Origin of the sequence: Corynebacterium meridianum, from assembly GCF_016342265.1 — a bacterium.
In the GTDB taxonomy this organism is placed as follows: Bacteria; Actinomycetota; Actinomycetes; order Mycobacteriales; family Mycobacteriaceae; genus Corynebacterium; species Corynebacterium meridianum.
In genome coordinates this window covers 440143-458536 of record NZ_JAEIOS010000009.1, presented here as the reverse complement: position 1 = coordinate 458536, position 18394 = coordinate 440143, and the positions used below count along the sequence as shown (strand labels likewise).

At 66.8% G+C, this 18394-nt stretch carries 21 protein-coding genes; 11 read left to right on the top strand and 10 right to left on the bottom strand.

Annotated features, from left to right (window positions below):
* Positions 1-130: 130 nt before the first annotated feature.
* On the bottom strand, positions 131-874 hold the full coding sequence (locus tag JDV75_RS02090; RefSeq protein ID WP_198737583.1) for a M23 family metallopeptidase: 744 nt from the start codon (positions 872-874) through the stop codon (positions 131-133).
* 430 nt (positions 875-1304) lie between these two features.
* On the opposite strand from JDV75_RS02090, the gene JDV75_RS02085 reads away from it, so the two are divergent.
* The 4 genes from JDV75_RS02085 to JDV75_RS02070 all read left to right on the top strand — a co-directional run bounded on the left by JDV75_RS02085 (position 1305) and on the right by JDV75_RS02070 (position 6325).
* On the top strand, positions 1305-3005 hold the full coding sequence (locus JDV75_RS02085) for a cell division protein PerM (RefSeq protein WP_198737582.1): 1701 nt from the start codon (positions 1305-1307) through the stop codon (positions 3003-3005).
* A 68-nt stretch (positions 3006-3073) separates the two neighbouring features.
* Positions 3074-3676, top strand: a complete 603-nt coding sequence (purN, locus tag JDV75_RS02080; RefSeq protein ID WP_198737666.1) for a phosphoribosylglycinamide formyltransferase — start codon at positions 3074-3076, stop codon at positions 3674-3676.
* Between the two features lie 96 nt (positions 3677-3772).
* Positions 3773-5329, top strand: a complete 1557-nt coding sequence (gene purH, locus JDV75_RS02075) for a bifunctional phosphoribosylaminoimidazolecarboxamide formyltransferase/IMP cyclohydrolase (RefSeq protein WP_198737581.1) — start codon at positions 3773-3775, stop codon at positions 5327-5329.
* Between the two features lie 135 nt (positions 5330-5464).
* Positions 5465-6325 carry an HpcH/HpaI aldolase/citrate lyase family protein gene (locus JDV75_RS02070; RefSeq protein ID WP_198737580.1) on the top strand — a complete coding sequence of 287 codons (861 nt, stop codon included), beginning with the start codon at positions 5465-5467 and terminating at the stop codon, positions 6323-6325.
* Positions 6326-6340: 15 nt separating this feature from the next.
* Here JDV75_RS02070 and JDV75_RS02065 read toward each other — a convergent pair whose 3' ends face one another.
* The 6 genes from JDV75_RS02065 to rpmB all read right to left on the bottom strand — a co-directional run bounded on the left by JDV75_RS02065 (position 6341) and on the right by rpmB (position 9320).
* Positions 6341-7003: a TetR/AcrR family transcriptional regulator gene (locus tag JDV75_RS02065; protein WP_198737579.1), complete on the bottom strand. Its 663-nt coding sequence runs from the start codon at positions 7001-7003 to the stop codon at positions 6341-6343.
* A gap of 92 nt (positions 7004-7095) precedes the next feature.
* Positions 7096-8070 (bottom strand): putative nucleotidyltransferase substrate binding domain-containing protein, encoded by a 975-nt coding sequence (locus JDV75_RS02060; protein WP_198737578.1) that lies wholly within the window; start codon positions 8068-8070, stop codon positions 7096-7098.
* A gap of 276 nt (positions 8071-8346) precedes the next feature.
* Positions 8347-8595 (bottom strand): 30S ribosomal protein S18, encoded by a 249-nt coding sequence (gene rpsR, locus JDV75_RS02055; protein WP_198735420.1) that lies wholly within the window; start codon positions 8593-8595, stop codon positions 8347-8349.
* A 12-nt stretch (positions 8596-8607) separates the two neighbouring features.
* The gene (gene rpsN, locus JDV75_RS02050) at positions 8608-8913 is read right to left on the bottom strand and encodes a 30S ribosomal protein S14 (RefSeq protein WP_198737577.1); all 306 of its coding nucleotides are present in this window, start codon (positions 8911-8913) and stop codon (positions 8608-8610) included.
* 3 nt (positions 8914-8916) lie between these two features.
* The gene (gene rpmG, locus JDV75_RS02045; protein WP_010187624.1) at positions 8917-9081 is read right to left on the bottom strand and encodes a 50S ribosomal protein L33; all 165 of its coding nucleotides are present in this window, start codon (positions 9079-9081) and stop codon (positions 8917-8919) included.
* Between the two features lie 2 nt (positions 9082-9083).
* Positions 9084-9320, bottom strand: coding sequence for a 50S ribosomal protein L28 (gene rpmB / locus JDV75_RS02040; protein WP_198735422.1), 237 nt, complete (start codon positions 9318-9320; stop codon positions 9084-9086).
* 978 nt (positions 9321-10298) lie between these two features.
* On the opposite strand from rpmB, the gene JDV75_RS02035 reads away from it, so the two are divergent.
* The 6 genes from JDV75_RS02035 to JDV75_RS02010 all read left to right on the top strand — a co-directional run bounded on the left by JDV75_RS02035 (position 10299) and on the right by JDV75_RS02010 (position 15211).
* Complete coding sequence (locus tag JDV75_RS02035; RefSeq protein WP_198735423.1) at positions 10299-10565, top strand: type B 50S ribosomal protein L31; 267 nt, start codon at positions 10299-10301, stop codon at positions 10563-10565.
* A gap of 14 nt (positions 10566-10579) precedes the next feature.
* Positions 10580-10753, top strand: a complete 174-nt coding sequence (gene rpmF, locus JDV75_RS02030) for a 50S ribosomal protein L32 (RefSeq protein WP_198735424.1) — start codon at positions 10580-10582, stop codon at positions 10751-10753.
* 250 nt (positions 10754-11003) lie between these two features.
* The gene (locus JDV75_RS02025; protein ID WP_198737576.1) at positions 11004-11696 is read left to right on the top strand and encodes a response regulator transcription factor; all 693 of its coding nucleotides are present in this window, start codon (positions 11004-11006) and stop codon (positions 11694-11696) included.
* Complete coding sequence (locus JDV75_RS12180; protein ID WP_248096732.1) at positions 11693-13150, top strand: HAMP domain-containing sensor histidine kinase; 1458 nt, start codon at positions 11693-11695, stop codon at positions 13148-13150. Before JDV75_RS02025 ends, JDV75_RS12180 begins: the two co-directional genes overlap by 4 nt.
* Positions 13151-13224: 74 nt before the next feature.
* Positions 13225-14556: a trypsin-like peptidase domain-containing protein gene (locus tag JDV75_RS02015; RefSeq protein WP_198737575.1), complete on the top strand. Its 1332-nt coding sequence runs from the start codon at positions 13225-13227 to the stop codon at positions 14554-14556.
* 79 nt (positions 14557-14635) lie between these two features.
* Positions 14636-15211 (top strand): MogA/MoaB family molybdenum cofactor biosynthesis protein, encoded by a 576-nt coding sequence (locus tag JDV75_RS02010; protein ID WP_198737574.1) that lies wholly within the window; start codon positions 14636-14638, stop codon positions 15209-15211.
* A gap of 201 nt (positions 15212-15412) precedes the next feature.
* Here JDV75_RS02010 and mscL read toward each other — a convergent pair whose 3' ends face one another.
* The 3 genes from mscL to JDV75_RS01995 all read right to left on the bottom strand — a co-directional run bounded on the left by mscL (position 15413) and on the right by JDV75_RS01995 (position 17369).
* A complete protein-coding gene (mscL, locus tag JDV75_RS02005) occupies positions 15413-15838 on the bottom strand; it encodes a large conductance mechanosensitive channel protein MscL (protein WP_198737573.1) in 426 nt (141 codons plus the stop codon).
* Between the two features lie 93 nt (positions 15839-15931).
* On the bottom strand, positions 15932-16702 hold the full coding sequence (locus tag JDV75_RS02000) for an SAF domain-containing protein (protein ID WP_198737572.1): 771 nt from the start codon (positions 16700-16702) through the stop codon (positions 15932-15934).
* Entirely contained in the window at positions 16674-17369 is a 696-nt protein-coding gene (locus tag JDV75_RS01995) for a 5-formyltetrahydrofolate cyclo-ligase (RefSeq protein ID WP_198737571.1), read from the bottom strand. The genes JDV75_RS02000 and JDV75_RS01995 overlap by 29 nt, the downstream gene beginning before the upstream one ends.
* Positions 17370-17453: 84 nt before the next feature.
* Here JDV75_RS01995 and JDV75_RS01990 point away from each other — a divergent pair, with 84 nt between their 5' ends.
* Positions 17454-18365, top strand: coding sequence for a UTP--glucose-1-phosphate uridylyltransferase (locus tag JDV75_RS01990; protein ID WP_198737570.1), 912 nt, complete (start codon positions 17454-17456; stop codon positions 18363-18365).
* The last annotated feature ends 29 nt before the right edge of the window (positions 18366-18394 follow it).

Genomic DNA, 18394 nt, shown 5'->3' with positions numbered 1-18394 from the left:
TCGGGTACGGGGTGCTCCGTCAGACGCCGAGACACACGAAAAGACACGTCACAGGGTGATCCGTGACGTGTACGGTGTTGATTGCGGCGAGGCGGGCAATGTCTGCCGCTCCCGCTGTGCCGAAGAAGGCCTAGAGGAAGATGCCGCGCTCGGCGAGCCAGGGGAGGGGATCGATGGCGCCGCCACCGTTGGGGTGGACCTCGAAGTGAACGTGTACGCCCGTGGAGAAACCGCGCGAACCCATTCCAGCGATGCGCTGTCCGGCTGAAACCTGCTGGCCGACGGCCACCTCGATGGTCTCCATGTGTCCGTAGACGGTAACGGTGCCGTCGGCGTGCCTGATGCGGACCCACTGGCCGAAGCCGGATGCGGGACCGGCATCGATCACGGTGCCGTCCTCGACCGCGGTGATGGCGGTTCCGAGAGCGTTGGCGATGTCGACGCCGGCGTGCAGGGTCCCCCACCGGGCACCGAACGTCGACGTGAGGGTGCCCTGGGCGGGGGCCGAGCTCTTCGGGGCGCGGGCGGCGAGGTCAGCGGCGATCCGCTCGGCGTTGTACTGGATGGCCTTGTTGAGCTGCTCCGCGAGGTTGTCGATCGGCTTGAACTCCGCGATGTTGAGGATCTGCGGGGCTTCCGAGCTGCCGATGACCGGTGCCGCCGAGTCGGCGACGAGGGTGTAGTCGGGGGTTTCGCTCCGCGCCTCGGCGGAGGGGGCCGGGTGGGTGGCGTGGGCGGCGGCTGCGCCGCCCGCTCCCGCGGTGGAAACCGCTCCGGTCGCTACGGCGACGAGAGCGATGCGGCTCTTGGCGTTCGACGAGACGGACTGCTTGCGGTGCGCGCCTGCGGTCTTCCGCTGAGCCTGCTTGTGCATGAAGCCTTCTTCCATCTTTTTTCGCCACAATCGCCGATACATCGTCTGATGTGACCGTCCCGTTACCTAACGCTTCACAACGATAACGGTTTGTTACAAACCTGGCAAGTCGTTCCCACATATAATTTGTGAGGATCGTCACCCCGGGTGTGAGAAGTTGATCTGGATCTACTTGTCTGACACCTCGTATCGTCGTCGGCTGTCCGACCCGGGCAACAGTACACTGTACGTCCGGATCACGCCGGGGAACCGGAGTCTGATCCGGTCACGAGGTCCGACATCCTCCGGTTTCCGCGTATCCCGATCCCCGCGGGTACCCCGCCCGGTGGAATCCGCTGGTCGTGTCAGCGCCCCGGGCGGCGGGGAAGATGGCACAGTTGGACCGGTGAGCAGAAAGACGCGTCAGAACCCCCGCCCGAATCGCCCCGGCATGTCCCGAAACCGCCCGGGTGGCGGTCCACGGAAGTCGGGAGCCCCGGGACGCCCCCGTAACGCTCCGACCGCTGAGGCCGGTGCGGAAACCCAGCCCGCGGAGGCCAGCTCCCTCCGGCGGCGGTTGCGAGCCTTCCTGCCCGTGGCCCTGATCCCCAACGCGGTCGTCGTCGCCGCCGTCGTTCTCCTCGCCCTGTGTGCGCTGATGCTCACGGACTCCGGTTTCGTTCCGCTCGCGGCCACGGTGGCCCAACTCTGGCTCGCGGTGAACCTGGCTCCCGTAGCGTCCGACTCTGCCGTCCTGTCCCAGCTTCCGATGCTCCCCGCCCTCGGAATCGTGTGGCTCGTCGCACACCGGGTCCGGGTCGCGGTCCGTCACCGGATCTCCGTTCTGGACCTGGCCGTGCTCACCGGCTGTGTCCTCGTGGTTCCGGTTCTCCTGGCGCTGACCGCCACGGTGATGCTTATCGACGCCCGCCCCGTTCTCCCGGTGGAGGTGCCCCCGTTCGCGGCGGTGTTCGGCCGGGTTCTGCTGTTGCATGGCGTTGCGCTCGGTATAGGAATGGGGCCGAAGCTCTGGCGGGCACTCGCACGGAGATTCTCGGTGCCGGCGAGGATCATCGACCCCGTGGCGCCGGCGGTGCGGTTCACCCTGTCCCTCGGGTTCGCGGGGCTCGCACTGGTCCTGGTGTCGCTCGCCGTGCACTGGCGGGTGCTGGGTGAGCTGCTCTCCGCCTTCGACGAAGGATCGGCCGCTGCCGGGCTCCTCGGTGTCAGTCTGCTCTATCTCCCGGATGCCGCAGTTGCCGGAGCCGCGGTGCTGGTCGGATCGGAGTTCCACATCGGGGACGCATCGGTGTCCCTCTACGACGCGACGGTCGTCCCGTTGCCGCCGCTGCCCATCCTGGCCGCTTTCCCGGGCTCCGTCGCCGGGTGGGCGCTCGCGCTCATCGTGATTCCACTCGCGCTCGCGGGCACCGCGTCCCACGCATACTGCCGCACCGCCCCGCGGACCTGGCCGGAGGTGCTCACGGCGGGTGTCTGGGCGGGCGTGTTCACCCTCATCGTCGGCGGGCTGGCGGGCGGTACCGCCGGCGTCTACGGGCCCAGCGGGATGATGGTCGTCCTCACCGCCGTTCTCGTGGCCGTGGAGCTCGCGGCGGTGGGGGCCGTGGTCAATGCCTTCGTCGGATTGCGTCAGCGGCAGGCCGGTCGCACCACCCCGGACACCGGGGCCGAAGGTGCGGTGGCGGCTCCCGTGGAACAACCGGAGGCAGCTGACACCGACTCCGCGGCCGATGACGGGGACATCGACGGGCCGGAACCCGCAGAGGTCGTCGACGAGGAGGACCTCATTGCGGCCGGTGACGAAGATCCGGATGCGGAGCCGGATACCGGAGCGGTCTGCCCCTCCCGTGAATCCTTCCCGGAATCCGAAGGCGGCGACCCCGCAGACCCCGCGGATCCCGGTGTGGTGGTCGGCGTGGAGGGGGAGTTCCCGGAGAAACCGGCGGGTACGGATTCCGGCGAGACCGAACCCGGCGAAATCGGAGAGTCCACCGGGTCCGTCGAGCCCGTCGAATCAGAGGAAGGTGAGGCTACGGAGGAGGAGACGGGCGACCCCGGGGAACCGGACACGTCGACGGGCCCATCGCAGAGCGGATCCGATCCGGACCAGGGGACCCGACCACTGCCCTGATCGGGTGGGCGCACCCGTCGGGGCCGAAAGGTGACGCCAACCCGCAGGCCCGCGCACCGGGTACTAACATTGTCCCGGTGAGTGAAGACAGACAGCTGACCAGAGTGGTGGTACTGGCCTCCGGCGCGGGAACTCTGCTGCAGGCGATCCTCGACGCCGATGACCCGAACTACGCCGTCGTCGGCGTCGTCACCGACAAGCCCTGCGGGGCCGGGGACCGCGCGGCCGAGTCCGGAATCCCGGTGGAGGTCGTACCGCTCACCGGGGACCGGCCCCGGACGGAGTGGGATGAACGACTGCGGGAGACGGTAGCAGCGATGCAACCGGACCTGGTGGTATCCGCCGGCTTCATGAAGATCCTCGGACCCCGGTTCTTAGCGGGTTTCCCGGACCGGGTCATCAACACCCACCCCGCGCTCCTTCCGTCCTTCCCCGGGGCACACGCGGTACCGGACGCCCTGGAGCACGGGGTGAAGGTCAGCGGCTGCACGGTCCATCTCGTCGACGAAGGAGTCGACACCGGGCCGATTCTCGCGCAGTCCGCCGTACCCGTCCTACCGGAAGATGACGTGGAAAGCCTCCACGAGCGCATCAAGACCGTCGAACGCCGGCTCATCGTCGAACTGCTCGACACCGTCGACCCCGCGGACGTGCGCGGCACCGCACCGTAGCCGCACACCCCTGGGACACGCCGGGAGTCACCCCCGGCACCTACGCTGGACCACAACGACACAACCCCGAACGACCGAAAGGCCCACACAGCAGCCATGAGCGACGACCGCAAGGCAATCACCCGCGCACTCATCAGCGTCTACGACAAGACCGGTCTGGAGGAACTGGCCCGTTCCCTCGATTCCGCGGGCGTGGAGATCGTCTCCACCGGCTCCACCGCCGCCCGGATCGCCGAGGCCGGGGTGAAGGTCACCCGGGTCGAGGAACTCACCGGATTCCCGGAGTGTCTGGACGGACGTGTCAAGACACTCCATCCCCGCGTACACGCGGGCATCCTCGCCGACACCCGTCGTCCCGAGCACCTCAACCAGCTCAGTGAGCTCGGTGTCGAGCCCTTCGAGCTGGTCGTGGTCAACCTCTACCCGTTCACCGAGACCGTGGCCTCCGGCGCGGACTTCGACGCGTGCGTCGAGCAGATCGACATCGGAGGTCCGTCGATGGTGCGTGCCGCCGCCAAGAACCACCCCTCCGTCGCCGTCGTCGTCGACCCCGCGCGCTACGGGGAGGTCGCGCGTGCGGCCGCGGAGGGCGGCTTCACCCGCGATGAGCGCGCCCGTCTCGCCGCCGAGGCGTTCCGGCACACCGCCGACTACGATGTGGCCGTCGCCGGCTGGCTCACCGGACAGACCGGCGCGGACGAGGCGTTCCCCACCTGGATCGGCTCCACCCACGTGCGCTCCGCGACGCTGCGCTACGGGGAGAACCCCCATCAGTCCGCAGCCCTCTACGCGGACGTCGACGGCGCCGGACTCGCCCAGTCGACGCAGCTGCACGGCAAGGAGATGAGCTACAACAACTACACCGACTCCGACGCCGCCTGGCGTGCCGCCTGGGACCACGAACGTCCCTGCGTCGCGATCATCAAGCACGCCAACCCCTGCGGGATCGCAGTCTCCGACGAGTCCATCGCCGCGGCACACCGGGCGGCGCACGCGTGTGACCCCGTCTCCGCGTTCGGTGGCGTGATCGCCGCCAACCGGGAGATCAGCGTCGAGATGGCCGAGCAGGTCGCCGAGATCTTCACCGAGGTCATCATCGCGCCGTCCTACGCGGACGGTGCGGTCGAGGTGCTCTCCCGGAAGAAGAACATCCGCATCCTCGTCGCCGAGGCACCCGTCCGGGGCGGATTCGAACAGCGCCAGATATCCGGCGGTGTTCTCGTCCAGGAGCGCGACCTCGTCCACGCCGACGGAGACGACCCGGCGAACTGGACCCTCGCGGCCGGTCAGGCCGCGGATGACGGGACCCTCGCCGATCTGGTCTTCGCCTGGCGCAGCGTCCGTGCGGTGAAGTCGAACGCGATCCTGCTCGCCGCAGACGGCGCGACCGTCGGAGTGGGCATGGGACAGGTGAACCGGGTCGATTCCGCGCGTCTCGCCGTCCAGCGGGCCGGGGCGGACCGGGCCCGGGGTGCGGTCGCCGCGTCCGACGCCTTCTTCCCCTTCGCCGACGGGTTCGAGGTACTGGCCGAGGCAGGTGTGACCGCGGTCGTGCAGCCCGGAGGGTCGATCCGTGACGCCGAGGTCATCGAGGCCGCCGAGAAGGCGGGCGTGACGATGTACCTCACCGGAGCACGGCACTTCGCCCACTGACCGGTTTAGCCTCGGAATCCCGCGTGTCGGCGCGGGAACTCCGGCATAATGGCCAGTGAGACGCCGTCCCGGGTATCCCGGGTGCGGCCCCTGCGGCCGATTGCGGTCGCACCGCCCAGCGCGAGAGGACCGACCATGACCGGAACCAACGGAAATGGCGGGGCACCGGATCCCGTCATCACCGGCCCCGCACTGCTCTTCGCACCGGCCAACCGCCCCGAGCGCTTCGTGCGCGCGGCGGAGTGCTCGGACATGGTCATCCTCGACCTCGAGGACGGGGCAGGCTCGGTCTCCCGCGAGGAGGGGCGGCGCAACATCATCAACTCAGGCATGGACCCACGGCGGACGATAGCGAGGGTCTGCGGCCCGCAGGACCCCGGCTTCATCGACGATGTCAGGGCGATCCGGGAAACCGACTACCGCACCGTCATCGTCCCGAAGGTGACCGACCGCATCCCTGACGAGGTGCGCGGTTTCCGGATCATCGCGCTCATCGAGACGCCGCAGGCCGTCCTCAACCTCGGCGCACTCGCGGCGGATCCCGATGTCGTGGGGCTGTACTGGGGTGCCGAGGATCTCTGCGCCTATCTCGGCGGCACGCACTCCCGGCTGCAGCCTGACGAGGGCGCTCCCGAGGACCGGCCCGGCCGCTACCGGGACACCATGCTGATGGCCCGCTCCCTCATGCACATGCACGCGGCGGCCGCCGGTAAATTCACCGTCGACGCCGTGCACGCCGACTTCAACGACGACCGCGGCCTCTACGAGGAGGCCGCCGATGCGGCCCGATCCGGATTCGCCGCCACCGCCTGCATCCATCCCCGGCAGATCGCGGTCGTCCGCCGCGCCTACGCCCCCGAGCCCGCCCAGCTGGAGCGGGCCCGCAGGATCGTCGAGGAGGCTCGGAGACATCCCGGTGCGTTCAAGATCGACGGTGAGATGATCGACGCGCCCCTCATCGCCCAAGCCCACCGCCTGGTGGCTCGCGCGGGATAGGCTCCTGGCCGGGGCTCAGCCGGTGACGAGCAGTTCCAGGGTCCGGGCGACGCGGTCCGCCGGGGCGAGACCGCCGAGGACCGTCAGTGCCGCGTCGGCGAGCATCACGGCGATCGGGGGAAGGGTGTCCGCGGACAACGGGAACGGCACCACACCGTCGTTGCTCCGCATCTCCGTGGCGGACTGTGCGAGATAGAAGGGCAGTTCGATGCGCTGATCGTTACGCCCAGTCAGTTTCGCGGCCATCGAGCGGAAGATCTCCTTCAGCTCGCGGTGCTCACCGTGGAAATCCGTGAACTCGGCCGACGATGCGATGGGCAGCTGGTAGAGCCTGCCGACGTTCCACCGTGTGGAGAGCAGCAGCCGGGCTTCGGCGGCGACGAGAGCCCAGAGCTTGAGTTCCGGCCCGGCGTCCGATGCCTCCAGCCGCTCGGCGAGAGCGAGCGACGGTTCCACCGTGGACTGCAGCAGTGTCAGGAAAATCTCCGTCTTCGAGGGGAAGTGGTAGTACAACGACGCCTGCCTGATCCCCACGGCATCGGCGATCTGGTGCGTCGAGGTCGTTGCGAACCCCTGGGTGGTGAAGAGCTCGGCGGCTGCGTCGAGGATCTCCTCGCGGGCCGTGTTCCCCCGGCGGCGGGGGCTGTTCTTGCGTGGCCGTCCGACAGCGCCAGCCATCTAGCTCACCCGCCTTTCTTCTTCGAGGACCATGGATCTCCAGAGTCTAGCCGGTGAGCCTTGGGCGTACCTGCATCTCCCGGGTGAGGTCGTCATGCTTCGCTGCCGTTGTTCCGGGTGTCGACGCCGTGGCGTTCCGCCGTGGATCGGGTGACGTCCGCGAGCATGCGACACGCTGCACCGAAGGTGGAGCGCTGGAGCTGGGGGAGCATGTCGAGTGTCGTCGGTTCATCCTGAACCCGCTCCAGCCACCGGGTGAGGGCCAATTCGAGTCCGGCCTCCCACGCCTCGAGAAGATAGTCGGCCTCCGAGGCCAGGAGGACTCCGGATGCCCGTGCGGCACCGATTCTCTCGACCACACCGGTCTGCGTGCACCCGGCGGCAATTCCGGCCCAGCGGGCGATCTGGCCGAGTGGGGTGAGCAGTTGCCCCTGGACATCGATAGGGACATCCTTGCGCGGCAGTCCTTCCCGGGACCGAACCGCAGGAGGCCGGTGTGCAACCGCCTCGGCGAGCAGTGGAGTGAAGTCCCGGCAACGCTCGATGACCGCCCGGGTGAACCAGTCGCCGGCGTCGGCGAGCCAGCCCAGCGCCGCACCCTCACCGGCTTCGACCGCGGCGTCGATGCGAGCGGACCAGGTGGACCTGCTTGCGGGGCCCATTGTCCCGGGTGGGCGCCCGAGCAGGATCCCGGATTCAGTGACGAGTGTCGCGAGCTCCGCGGAGGGATCACCGCTGGTGTCCTCGGCACCGGACGGAAGAACCGTCAACCAGTGGAGCCTGGCCGTCGGTGTGCCGGACCCACGGCTGTACGCGCCCGTGATGACGATCTCGGCGCCACCGGTCAGCGATCCCGCCCCCGGGCTGTGGAGTGCATCGGCCACCAGAGTCGTGTACCAGCGGGTGACCTCCGGGACATCGGCACCGTGGTTGAGGGCGTTGCGCAGCAGATCGTGAGACTCCGTCAGCACTCCCCGCACGGTTGCCGCTGAAGTGCACAGGGGGGCCTGTTCAGCCAGGTCGATCAGGGAATCATGCAGCACGGTGCCGTCCTCCGAAATGGTCATGTGTTTGAGGATCTTCCGGCCCAATCTACCAGCACCGGGTGGAGACCCCGTGATCGTCGGTTGTAACGGGTCCAGACACACGAAAACCGGCCCGCAAGCGCCACTACCCGGGAAGGGGTGGTTGTTGCGGGCCGGTTGTTCACGACGGCTGTGGACCGACGTTACTTTGGCCGTGTCACGAGTGTCAGCGGCAAAAGTTCGCTGTCATCGCATAGACGCCCTATTCAGACGGCTGCGGAAGGAGATCCTCGCGGATCCCCCGGTTGAATCCTCGATCTAGCGGCTGGTGAACGGCAGAAGAGCCATCTCACGTGCGTTCTTGACCGCGGTGGCGACCTGACGCTGCTGCTGCGGGGTCAGACCGGTGACCCGGCGGGACCGGATCTTGTGGCGGTCGGAGATGAACAGCCGCAGTGTGTCGATGTCCTTGTAATCGACGCGGTCGATCTTCGCGGCCTTGAGCGGGTTCTTCTTGGGGCGGCGGGACTGCTCCATCCGCGCCTTCTTCATGTTGGTGCGCTTCATTTAGCTACTCCCTTACCAGCTGGACTTACGGACGCCCGGGAGCTCACCGCGGTGAGCCATTTCACGGACGCGGACACGGGACAGGCCGAACTTGCGGAGGTAACCGCGGGGACGGCCGTCAGCGGCGTCACGGTTACGGACGCGAACCGGGGAGGCGTCGCGCGGCTGACGGTTCAGCTCGTACTGCGCATCCATGCGCTCCTCGTCGGAGGAGTTCGGGTTCTTGATGATGGCCTTGAGCTCGTTGCGACGCTCCGCGAAACGGGCGACGATTTCCTTGCGCTTCTCGTTCTTGGCGATCTTTGACTTCTTGGCCATGAATTATCGCTCCTCGCGGAATTCGACGTGCTTGCGGACGATCGGATCGAACTTCTTCAGCGTGATGCGATCGGGGTTGTTGCGCTTGTTCTTGCGCGTCACATAGGTGTAGCCGGTGCCCGCGGTGGACTTCAGCTTGATGATCGGACGGATATCATTACGTGCCATCTCTAGACCTTCTCTCCGCGAGCTCGGATACGGGCGACAACGACCTCGATGCCGTCGCGGTCAATGACCTTGATGCCCTTGGTGGACACGTTGAGCGTGATGGTCCGGCCCTCAGAGGGCAGGTAGTACTTGCGGCGCTGCACGTTGGGGTTCCAACGGCGGTTGGTGCGCCGGTGCGAGTGCGAGACGGACTTGCCGAAACCCGGCTTGCGTCCCGTGACCTGGCAAATAGCCGACATGGGTTTCTTTCTCCTAGCCGCCCGACTACAACGCTGACCGCAGCCGCTCCGGTTCTCTGACCTGCTTTAACAGGGCGGAAACGGGGCGCGGCCATGACAGATGCGCGGGCGATAACGAATATTTCGACAACAGCAAGGGACAACCATACCGCCAAGACGAACTTTTGCCTAATCTGCCGGTCCTCCCGGGCTGGCACGGATTTCCTTGGTTGACCCGGTGGCCGGGAGGGGAGGGGCGGGTTCCGGAGTCGATCCCGGTGTGCCGGGTTCGGGTCACCGGGGCGGATGCGCCGGGATGTGGGGCCCGACGGATCGACCGGCCCGGCGTCGGCTCGTCCGTGATCACCGGGTGTGCCGGGCCACCGATCGTTCAGGTTCCGTGTGGAGACATGCCGACGGGGGGTCGTGCGGTTCCGCCCCGTGGCCTCCGGGCCCGCGTGTGTGCCGCCATCCGTTCCGCGCCGGTGCCGGTGTCACCCGATGAGCTGATTCGCGTTGGTCGGGTGCAACGTGTCTGCGAGGTGTCAATGTGCCGGGGCCCGGCAACCTTGCGGTTCTACCGGACCTGCGACTAGTATGGACGGGTCGAATTGAATCCATGGTTCGGGTCCGTCCGGACGTCCTTCGGGATGCGGGGTGGTCTCGCTGCGGTGGCGCCCTCCATTCGCTCTTAATATAAGGTGCGATGGATGTCGTCCTACCGGGATTTCGGTATTCGGCGTTCTACGTTGTAGGATTCACCGATGCATACACGGCTGCGCCGCGGTATGCCTCCGAGAAGGCTGCAGTCGGCCTTTTCGAGAGGTGTCACCAGCGTGGGCGGGTACGGTGCCGGTTCATCCGGATGACGTCGCTCATCGAGGTGGCGTGGCAGGCCTGCGGGCACCGTTAGTACCAGTATCTGTCAGCGGCTGCACACCGCGCTCCCTGAGCGCAGTACGCCGATCAGCACACGTACGTGATCTTAAAGGGATGAGAATGAAGAAGGATATCCACCCCGACTACCACCCGGTGGTCTTCCAGGATGCGGGCACGGGTCACAAGTTCCTGACCCGTTCCACCGCCAAGAGCCAGCGCACCGTTGAGTGGGAGGACGGCAACGAGTACCCGCTCATCGTCGTCGACGTCACCAGCGAGTCGCATCCGTTCTGGACCGGTGCCCAGCGTGTCATGGACACCGCGGGCCGTGTCGAGAAGTTCCAGCGCCGCTACGGGTCCCGTGCCCGTCGCGCCAAGAAGGCTTGAGGAGGGAATAGAAAATGGCAGTTCCGAAGCGTCGTATGTCCCGTGCTAACACGCACCACCGTCGTTCCCAGTGGAAGGCCGACAATGTCGCCCTCCAGCAGGTCAAGATCGACGGCCGCGAGCACCTGATCCCGCGCCGCCTGGTCAAGGCCGCGCAGCTGGGCCTCGTCGAGGTCGAGCAGTTCTAGGGTAGACGTCCGTCGGCCACGGCCGACAGGCGGTACCGGAACCCGCCCCCGCACTCCGTGTGCGGGGGCGGGTTTTCTCGTGTCCGCACCCGGCGTATCGCTCCGCTCCGTCCACTCCGGAGCACCCCGGTGCCACCGCAGTTGAACCGGAGACGATCTGAGTGTTGTGTTTTCCCACGTCAGGACCCATCACATTGCGCATGCAGACGATGCTCAGCGAAAACACATCTGATGAAGGCACAATGGGGACATGAAGATTCTGGTTGTAGATGATGAACAGGCGGTCCGCGAATCGCTGCGACGTTCGCTTTCCTTCAACGGATACGACGTCCTGCTCGCTGAGGACGGCGAGGCCGCGCTCGACCTGATCGCCAAGGAACAGCCCGATCTCGTGATTCTTGACGTGATGATGCCGAAGATCGACGGTCTCGAGGTCTGCCGGAGCCTGCGCTCCACGGGAGATGATCGTCCGATCCTCGTGCTGACGGCCCGCGACGGGGTCTCGGACAGGGTAGCCGGTCTCGATGCGGGGGCCGATGACTATCTGCCGAAGCCCTTCGCGCTCGAGGAGCTCCTCGCCCGGGTGAGGTCACTGCTCCGGCGCGCCGCGGCGGATGCCGTGAACAGCGTCGGCTCCCGGGAGCTCGAGTTCGAGGACCTCCGGCTCGATCCGGACACCCGCGACGTGACCCGGGGGGATCGGTCCATCAGCCTGACCAGGACGGAATTCGCCCTTCTCGAGCTGCTGATGAGCAACCCCCGGAGGGTGCTGTCGCGTGCGTCCATTCTCGAGGAGGTCTGGGGCTATGATTTCCCGACCTCCGGCAACGCTCTCGAGGTCTACATCGGCTATCTGCGCCGTAAGACTGAGGCCGATGGTGAGCCCAGGTTGATCCACACTGTCCGCGGCGTCGGTTACGTCCTCCGGGAGACCGCTCCGTGATTCTCCGAACGCCGACGCCGGACTCCGGCCCGGCGGTGGGGGACGAGGGCCCGGATCCGCTCGAACAGACGCACGTCGGTTGGTCCCGACGTGCGCCGCTTCGTTGGCAGCTGTCAATGGTCACTGCGCTCATGGTCGCGGTCGCCGTCGGCGTGATGACCCTCGTCGCCTACTGGACGGTGTCGACCTCCCTCACCCAGCACGTGGATCAGGAGCTCGAGGACAAGGCTTCCTCGTTGCTCCAGAACAGCTTCGATCCCGCCTTCGTCTACAATCCCGCGGTCGAGGTCGCGGCCTTCAAGACCTACAACCCTGACATCCGTGTCGCCTACTACCCACCCGGTTCGGTGAAACCCATCGGGGACAATGTTCCGATACTCGATGAGGTCGATGTGCTCCAGGGCAGTCGCGAGGTTTCTGTGCGGAGCAGCGGGGACGAGCGAATCTTCGCGCAGCAGAACAAGATCGGCGCGACCGTCATCCTCGCCCAGGACATGCGCGGCACCCATCAGCTGATCTCGTCGCTCGGGCTGGTGCTGCTCCTGATCGGTGGGATCGGGGTGCTCATAGCCATCGCCGCGGGCATGGTCGTCGCCACAACCGGACTGCGGCCCGTCAGCCGACTCCGGCAGGCCGTCGACTATGTCGCCCGCACCGACGACCTGCGGCCGATCACGGTGGTGGGCAATGACGAGCTCGCACAGCTGACCCGGAGCTTCAACGGAATGCTCGCGGCACTGTCCGCCTCCCGGCGGCGGCAGGCGGAACTCGTCGCCGACGCCGGACACGAGCTGAAGACCCCCCTCACCAGCCTGCGCACCAATATCGAGCTGCTCATGATGGTCGACCGGCAGGGCGGGGCGTCGATCAGTCAGCAGGATCGGAGGGATCTCGAACGCGACGTCATCGCGCAGATCGAGGAGCTGTCCACCCTCATCGGGGACCTGGTCGATCTCGCCCGTGAGGATGGGCCACAGCAGATAGTCGAGTGCATCGACCTGGTCGAGTGCATGGAGACTTCCCTCGAGCGAGTCCGCCGCCGCCGACCGGACGTGACCTTCACCTTCAACTCGACGCCGTGGTTTCTCTACGGGGATCCCTTCGCTCTCGGGCGGGCGACGCTCAACCTGATGGACAACGCCGCGAAGTGGTCGCCCGAAGGCGGTGAGGTGCGGATAGACATGCGCGAGGTGCGGGACGGCGTGATCGAGGTCCGGTTCTCGGATTCCGGGCCGGGCATCCCCGTGGAGGACCGGCAGAAGGTATTCGAGCGTTTCTACCGTTCCATCGCCGCACGCAGTATGCCGGGATCCGGACTCGGCCTGGCGATCGTGGCACAGGTCATCGCGCGGCACGCGGGGACCATCGTCGCCGAGGAATCCGACGATGGGGGAGCGATGATGCGGGTTACCCTGCCCGGCACACCCTCCGTCGGGGACGGCGTCGACAGCTGACCTGACGCCGGCATCCAACGTAACTACAGTCGCCTCACAGCAAACGTACAGAAGCAAGGACGATAATCAGACACATGAATGATGACAGCTTCGACCGCAGCCAAGCCCCGGGTGGTTCGACAGACAACCCGTACGGCATCACCGGATCAGGTGCCCCGGGCACCGGGGACGTCTCCGCGCCGTGGGACGTCGGCCGTGGAGCCTCGGGCGAGACCACATCCTCGCATCCGCGGCAACCGGGGGGCGGGCAGACCCCGCCACCCCAGGGTGGGGCTCCCACACAGAGCATGACTCCGGTACTCCCGCAGCCACAGCGTCACCGGTCGACCAGGAAGCAGGGTCTGGGCGTCATCCCGGTGACAGCACTCATGCTCACCACCGCGATACTCACCGGAACGATCACCGGGGTGGTGGTGAGCCGGGACGGCCAGGGGCCTGTTCCGCCTGCAAAGCAGGTGAACGCCCTCAACGAACCCGCGGCGCACCGGACCAGCCTGCCGGCGGCCGGAAGCGTCGAGGACGTCGCGGCGAGTGTGCTGCCCGCCGTGGTCTCCATCGAGGTAACCGGGCCGACCAAGGCGGGGGAGGGGTCCGGATCCATCATCTCCGCGGACGGCATGATCCTGACAAACAACCACGTCGTGACCGGTGTCGGTGAACCGGCGGAGATCAGGGTCAATCTGAACGACGACCGCTCGTACCTCGCGGACATCGTCGCCACCGACGCCCAGACTGACATCGCCGTGATCAAGCTCCGCGACGCGAAGGACCTGCCCGTGATGACCTTCGGCGACTCCAATGACCTGACCGTGGGAGAACAGGTCGTCGCCATAGGTTCGCCCCTCGGCCTGAGCGCGACGGTGACGACAGGCATCGTCTCGGCGCTCAACCGTCCCGTGCGGGCCGGTGGCGACCGTGGGGAGTCCTCCCTCATCGACGCGATCCAGACCGATGCCGCGATCAACCCGGGCAATTCCGGCGGCCCGCTGGTGAACATGGAGGGGCAGTTGATCGGGATGAACTCCGTCATCGCCTCGACCGCGAGTGGAGAGGCGGGATCCATCGGACTCGGTTTCGCCATTCCCGTCAATCAGGCCCGGCGTATCGCGCAGCAGCTCATCGACACCGGTGAGGTGACACACCCGCTCCTCGGGGTGCTGCTCGCCCAGAAGTCGCGGTACCGGGGTGGTCTCGTTGAATCGCTCACCCCCGGTGGGCCCGCAGAGAAAGCCGGCATCCGCCCCGGTGAGCTGGTCCTCAAGGTCAATGACCGGGTGATCGACAGCAACGACGCACTCATCGCCGCGATTCGCTCGCATGAGTTCGGTGAAACTGTCACACTGAAGGTGGCTGATCCGGAGACGAGGACCAGTCGGGACGTCGAGGTCACGTTGACCGACAGTTGATCGGAGGAGACCGCCAACGTCCGCCGAAATGAAACGATCAATCGACGCCGCCGGTGCGGAGAAAGTACACTCCTAGAGCATGGACAACAACCTGGCCCCCGACAGCAGCGTCCTCGACGATTTCGGTGAACCGGATCCGGAGTTCCTGATGGCCGCCGAGGGGAACCACCCCCTCCCGGCTCCCCGCCGCGCGCTCGTGGTACTAGTCACGGACAAGATCACCGACGACCGGGATGACACCGATCGCCTGGTCACCGAGTTGCTCCAGGAGGACCATTTCACCGTCGATGCGGTGGTCAAGGTCACCTCCACGAAGAGCACCATCCGGAAAGCGATTGAAACCGCCGTCGTCGGGGGTGCGGACCTGGTCATCACCGTCGGTGGCACCGGTGTCGGGCCGCGGGACAAGGCACCCGACGCCACGCGCGCCGTCCTCGATCAGATCCTCCCCGGGGTCGCCCAGGCGCTGCGCGCCTCCGGCCTCGCCTGCGGCGCTATCGACGCGGGCACATCCAGGGGCATCGCCGGAGTTTCCGGATCGACCGTCATAGTCAACCTCGCCTCATCCCGGGCTGCGATCCGTGACGGAATGGCCACCCTCGGGCCGCTGGTCCACCACATCATCGATCAGCTCCAGGCCTGGTCCGCCGACTAGCGGAGTTCGTATGCCCCGTCGCTCAAGACCCCGCCGCCGGGTGGTGCGCCCGTCCACCGCGCCGCACATAGACCGCTCGGTGGACAAGGCTTCGGTCACCCGCCGCATCACGGAAGCCCCCGGACACGGGGGATCCGATGCTGCCGTGTCCGAGGGCTTCGATGAAACGTACTGGCGGAGTCAGCGTCCGCCGCACTGGAGCTAGCCCAGGCGGTCCGCCGTCGGGCCGTTGCCCTGCTCCTTGAGCAGATCGCGGATCTCCGTGAGGAGCTCGACCTCCACGGGTGCGGGGGCGTCCTCGTTCTCTTCGCCGGCGCGGGCCGCCTGGATCTCCTTGATCCGATTCATGGGGGCGACGAGCACGAAGTAGATCACCGCCGCGATGATGAGGAAGTTGATCGCTGCGGTGATGATCGCCCCGAAGTCGATGAACGTGGCGTCATTGCCCGGGCGCAGGTGGAAACCGAGCCCGGCGTAGTCGGTGCCGCCGAAGACGGCCAGCAACGGGTTGATGAGGTTGTTCGAGAAAGCGGTGACGATCGCGGTGAACGCGGATCCGATCACAACCGCGACAGCGAGGTCGACGACGTTGCCCCGCATGATGAAATTCTTGAAACCGTTAAGCATGAAGGTCTGTAGCTCCTAGTTAGGTGAAAAACACGGTGTTTGCCGCCGAAATTGCGCCGATGACGCTGAGGCGACGTCAACACTCTAGACGTCTCAGGTCGGTTTGTCCGACCTCCCCGCCCGTGATCCCGTGAGAACCACCGTGACGGGGGACGTCAGGGAGATGGCGGCGACGGTCCGCGCGTCCTGTTCAGGCAGCGCGAGCAGCACGGTGTCGGCACCCTGACCACCGTGGTCGGCGGGAGCTCCGGCGAGTACCACACGTGCTTCGGTCGCGATGACCCGGAAGTCGCCGCCCACCCCCGGTCCACCGTGGTCGGAGGGGCCTCCCGCACTGTCATCCCGGGCCGAGAGAACGGTGACGGTATCGCCGTGGATGAGGAACGGAACGACCGCAGGGTCCGCGAGCCGCAGTGGGACGAGAGTCGGTCCGCCACGACCTGGCCCTTGATCCCATCCGTCGAACATCCGCGCCGTCGTGCCGGGATCGACCAGCAGGGTCGTGGTGAGGATCTGCCCCGGATCCACCGAAGCCACGACAATTCTTCCGACGGCCGCGGCAACCGAATCCAGGGTGCCCTCCGGGTGCAGGGCAGGTGGGACCCGCACCAACTTCAGATCCTCGCGTCGCAGTTCCGCTCCCGCGTCGACGGGGTGTGCGAGGGTGACGGCCCAGGGATCGTCGTTCCGGGTCGATGTGACCGCGGTGACCGCGGACGATACGACGAGTATCAGGGCCAGGCACCGCCGGAGAGCCCGGTGCCGGCGCCAGCCCGGTGTCAGTGCCCGGTTGACGGTGGAACGCCACCGATCGGGCGGCTCGGCCGTCCGGGCCTCATGCCTTGTTCTGCGGGGAAGTCTCATATCCTTCAGACAACCCGGGATCGTCCGAGGTTCCCGGGTCAGCCTTCGGCCAAACACAGGTGTGGAATCTCTCCGGGGTTAGAACACCGTCCACAGGTGCGTCATGCTCCTCCGCGGGCAACCGCTCGAGCAGTTCCGAATCGTACGTCAAGGCGATGATCCGGCACCGGTCCCGATTCACACCGGCCAGCGCCCGATCGAAGTAGCCGGCACCTCGGCCGAGCCGAACCCCGTCCACGGAGCAGGCCAGCGCGGGACACAGCAGAAGCTCCACGTCCCCCGGAACGGCATCCACCTCCGGCCCCGCCGGCTCGAGGATCCCGAACCGGCCCCTGCGCAGATCGCGGGGCGATCCACAACATGACCAACCGAGTCGCCCGTCCGGTCCGCTCACCGGCAACCACACGCCGGGCAGTACCGACAGCAACGCACCCACCAACTGTTCGCCACCGGGTTCCCCCGGCATGGGTGAGTATGCGGCAACCGCGGTCGGGTGCCCGGATCCGATCAGCCGGAGCACCCCTTCGACCACGCGGGCGTCCATGGAACGACGACGTCCGGGGGACAGGGAACCACGGGCGTGCAGGATCGATCGGCGCAGGGGCTCCTTCGCTTCCCGGGGGTCGTCGAATGGTCCCGAATCAGGCCGTCGCCTCCGAATATCCATGTCAAACGATCCTAATCCCCGGCCGTTACACCCGCCCGGGGAGCCGTTGTCCGTTTCGTTATATTGGGCCGGTAGGCTCAAGGTATGAGCAAGCCGATGAAGTTGCACAAGCATGCGGTGAAGACGGTTGTTGTCCCCGCAGCGGGCCTGGGCACCCGTTTCCTGCCCGCGACGAAGACCGTCCCGAAGGAACTCCTCCCGGTGGTCGACACACCCGGAATCGAGTTGATCGCCGAGGAAGCAGCGGAGCTGGGGGCGTCCCGGCTCGCGGTGATCACCGCCCCGAAGAAGCAGGGGGTACTCGCGCATTTTCAGGAGCATCCCGAACTCGAGCGCACCCTCGAGGAACGCGGTAAGGACGAGCAACTCGACAAGGTGCGCCGTGCGCCCTCACTGATCCGTGCGGTCCCCGTGGAACAGGACAAGCCACTCGGACTCGGCCATGCCGTCGGACTCGCGGAGGAGGTGCTGGACGATGACGAGGACGTTGTCGCCGTCATGCTGCCCGACGATCTCGTCCTCCCCACCGGCGTGATGGAGCGGATGGCCGAGGTCCGAGCCGAACTCGGGGGCAGCGTGCTCTGTGCGTTCCAGGTCGAGCCCGACCAGGTCAGCAACTACGGAGTGTTCGACATCGAGGAGGTGGACACCGAGGCGGGGGACGTGAAGCGTGTCCTCGGCATGGTCGAGAAACCCGCCCGGGAGGATGCCCCCTCGACCTTCGTGGCGACGGGCCGATACCTGCTCGACAGGGCGATCTTCGACGCGCTGCGCCGCATCGAACCGGGCAAGGGCGGCGAACTCCAGCTCACCGACGCGATCGAACTCCTGATCACCGAGGGACACCCCGTGCACATCGTCATCCACGACGGCCGACGCCACGACCTCGGAAACCCCGGAGGGTACATCCGGGCGTGCGTCGACTACGGAATCCACCATCCGGAGTACGGCCCCTCACTGCGCAGATGGGTCGCCGAACTCCTCGAGTCCGACTAGACGCTGCACCGGGCTGACGGGCACCCGGG

Bases quoted from the DNA above. Each gene is read 5' to 3' on its own strand.
- JDV75_RS02090 (WP_198737583.1), bottom strand. From the start codon at position 874: ATGCACAAGCAGGCTCAGCGGAAGACCGCAGGCGCGCACCGCAAGCAG.
- JDV75_RS02085 (WP_198737582.1), top strand. From the start codon at position 1,305: ATGTCCCGAAACCGCCCGGGTGGCGGTCCACGGAAGTCGGGAGCCCCG.
- purH (WP_198737581.1), top strand. From the start codon at position 3,773: ATGAGCGACGACCGCAAGGCAATCACCCGCGCACTCATCAGCGTCTAC.
- JDV75_RS02070 (WP_198737580.1), top strand. From the start codon at position 5,465: ATGACCGGAACCAACGGAAATGGCGGGGCACCGGATCCCGTCATCACC.
- JDV75_RS02065 (WP_198737579.1), bottom strand. From the start codon at position 7,003: ATGGCTGGCGCTGTCGGACGGCCACGCAAGAACAGCCCCCGCCGCCGG.
- JDV75_RS02060 (WP_198737578.1), bottom strand. From the start codon at position 8,070: ATGACCATTTCGGAGGACGGCACCGTGCTGCATGATTCCCTGATCGAC.
- rpsR (WP_198735420.1), bottom strand. From the start codon at position 8,595: ATGAAGCGCACCAACATGAAGAAGGCGCGGATGGAGCAGTCCCGCCGC.
- rpsN (WP_198737577.1), bottom strand. From the start codon at position 8,913: ATGGCCAAGAAGTCAAAGATCGCCAAGAACGAGAAGCGCAAGGAAATC.
- rpmG (WP_010187624.1), bottom strand. From the start codon at position 9,081: ATGGCACGTAATGATATCCGTCCGATCATCAAGCTGAAGTCCACCGCG.
- rpmB (WP_198735422.1), bottom strand. From the start codon at position 9,320: ATGTCGGCTATTTGCCAGGTCACGGGACGCAAGCCGGGTTTCGGCAAG.
- JDV75_RS02035 (WP_198735423.1), top strand. From the start codon at position 10,299: ATGAAGAAGGATATCCACCCCGACTACCACCCGGTGGTCTTCCAGGAT.
- rpmF (WP_198735424.1), top strand. From the start codon at position 10,580: ATGGCAGTTCCGAAGCGTCGTATGTCCCGTGCTAACACGCACCACCGT.
- JDV75_RS02025 (WP_198737576.1), top strand. From the start codon at position 11,004: ATGAAGATTCTGGTTGTAGATGATGAACAGGCGGTCCGCGAATCGCTG.
- JDV75_RS02015 (WP_198737575.1), top strand. From the start codon at position 13,225: ATGAATGATGACAGCTTCGACCGCAGCCAAGCCCCGGGTGGTTCGACA.
- JDV75_RS02010 (WP_198737574.1), top strand. From the start codon at position 14,636: ATGGACAACAACCTGGCCCCCGACAGCAGCGTCCTCGACGATTTCGGT.
- mscL (WP_198737573.1), bottom strand. From the start codon at position 15,838: ATGCTTAACGGTTTCAAGAATTTCATCATGCGGGGCAACGTCGTCGAC.
- JDV75_RS02000 (WP_198737572.1), bottom strand. From the start codon at position 16,702: ATGAGACTTCCCCGCAGAACAAGGCATGAGGCCCGGACGGCCGAGCCG.
- JDV75_RS01995 (WP_198737571.1), bottom strand. From the start codon at position 17,369: ATGGATATTCGGAGGCGACGGCCTGATTCGGGACCATTCGACGACCCC.
- JDV75_RS01990 (WP_198737570.1), top strand. From the start codon at position 17,454: ATGAGCAAGCCGATGAAGTTGCACAAGCATGCGGTGAAGACGGTTGTT.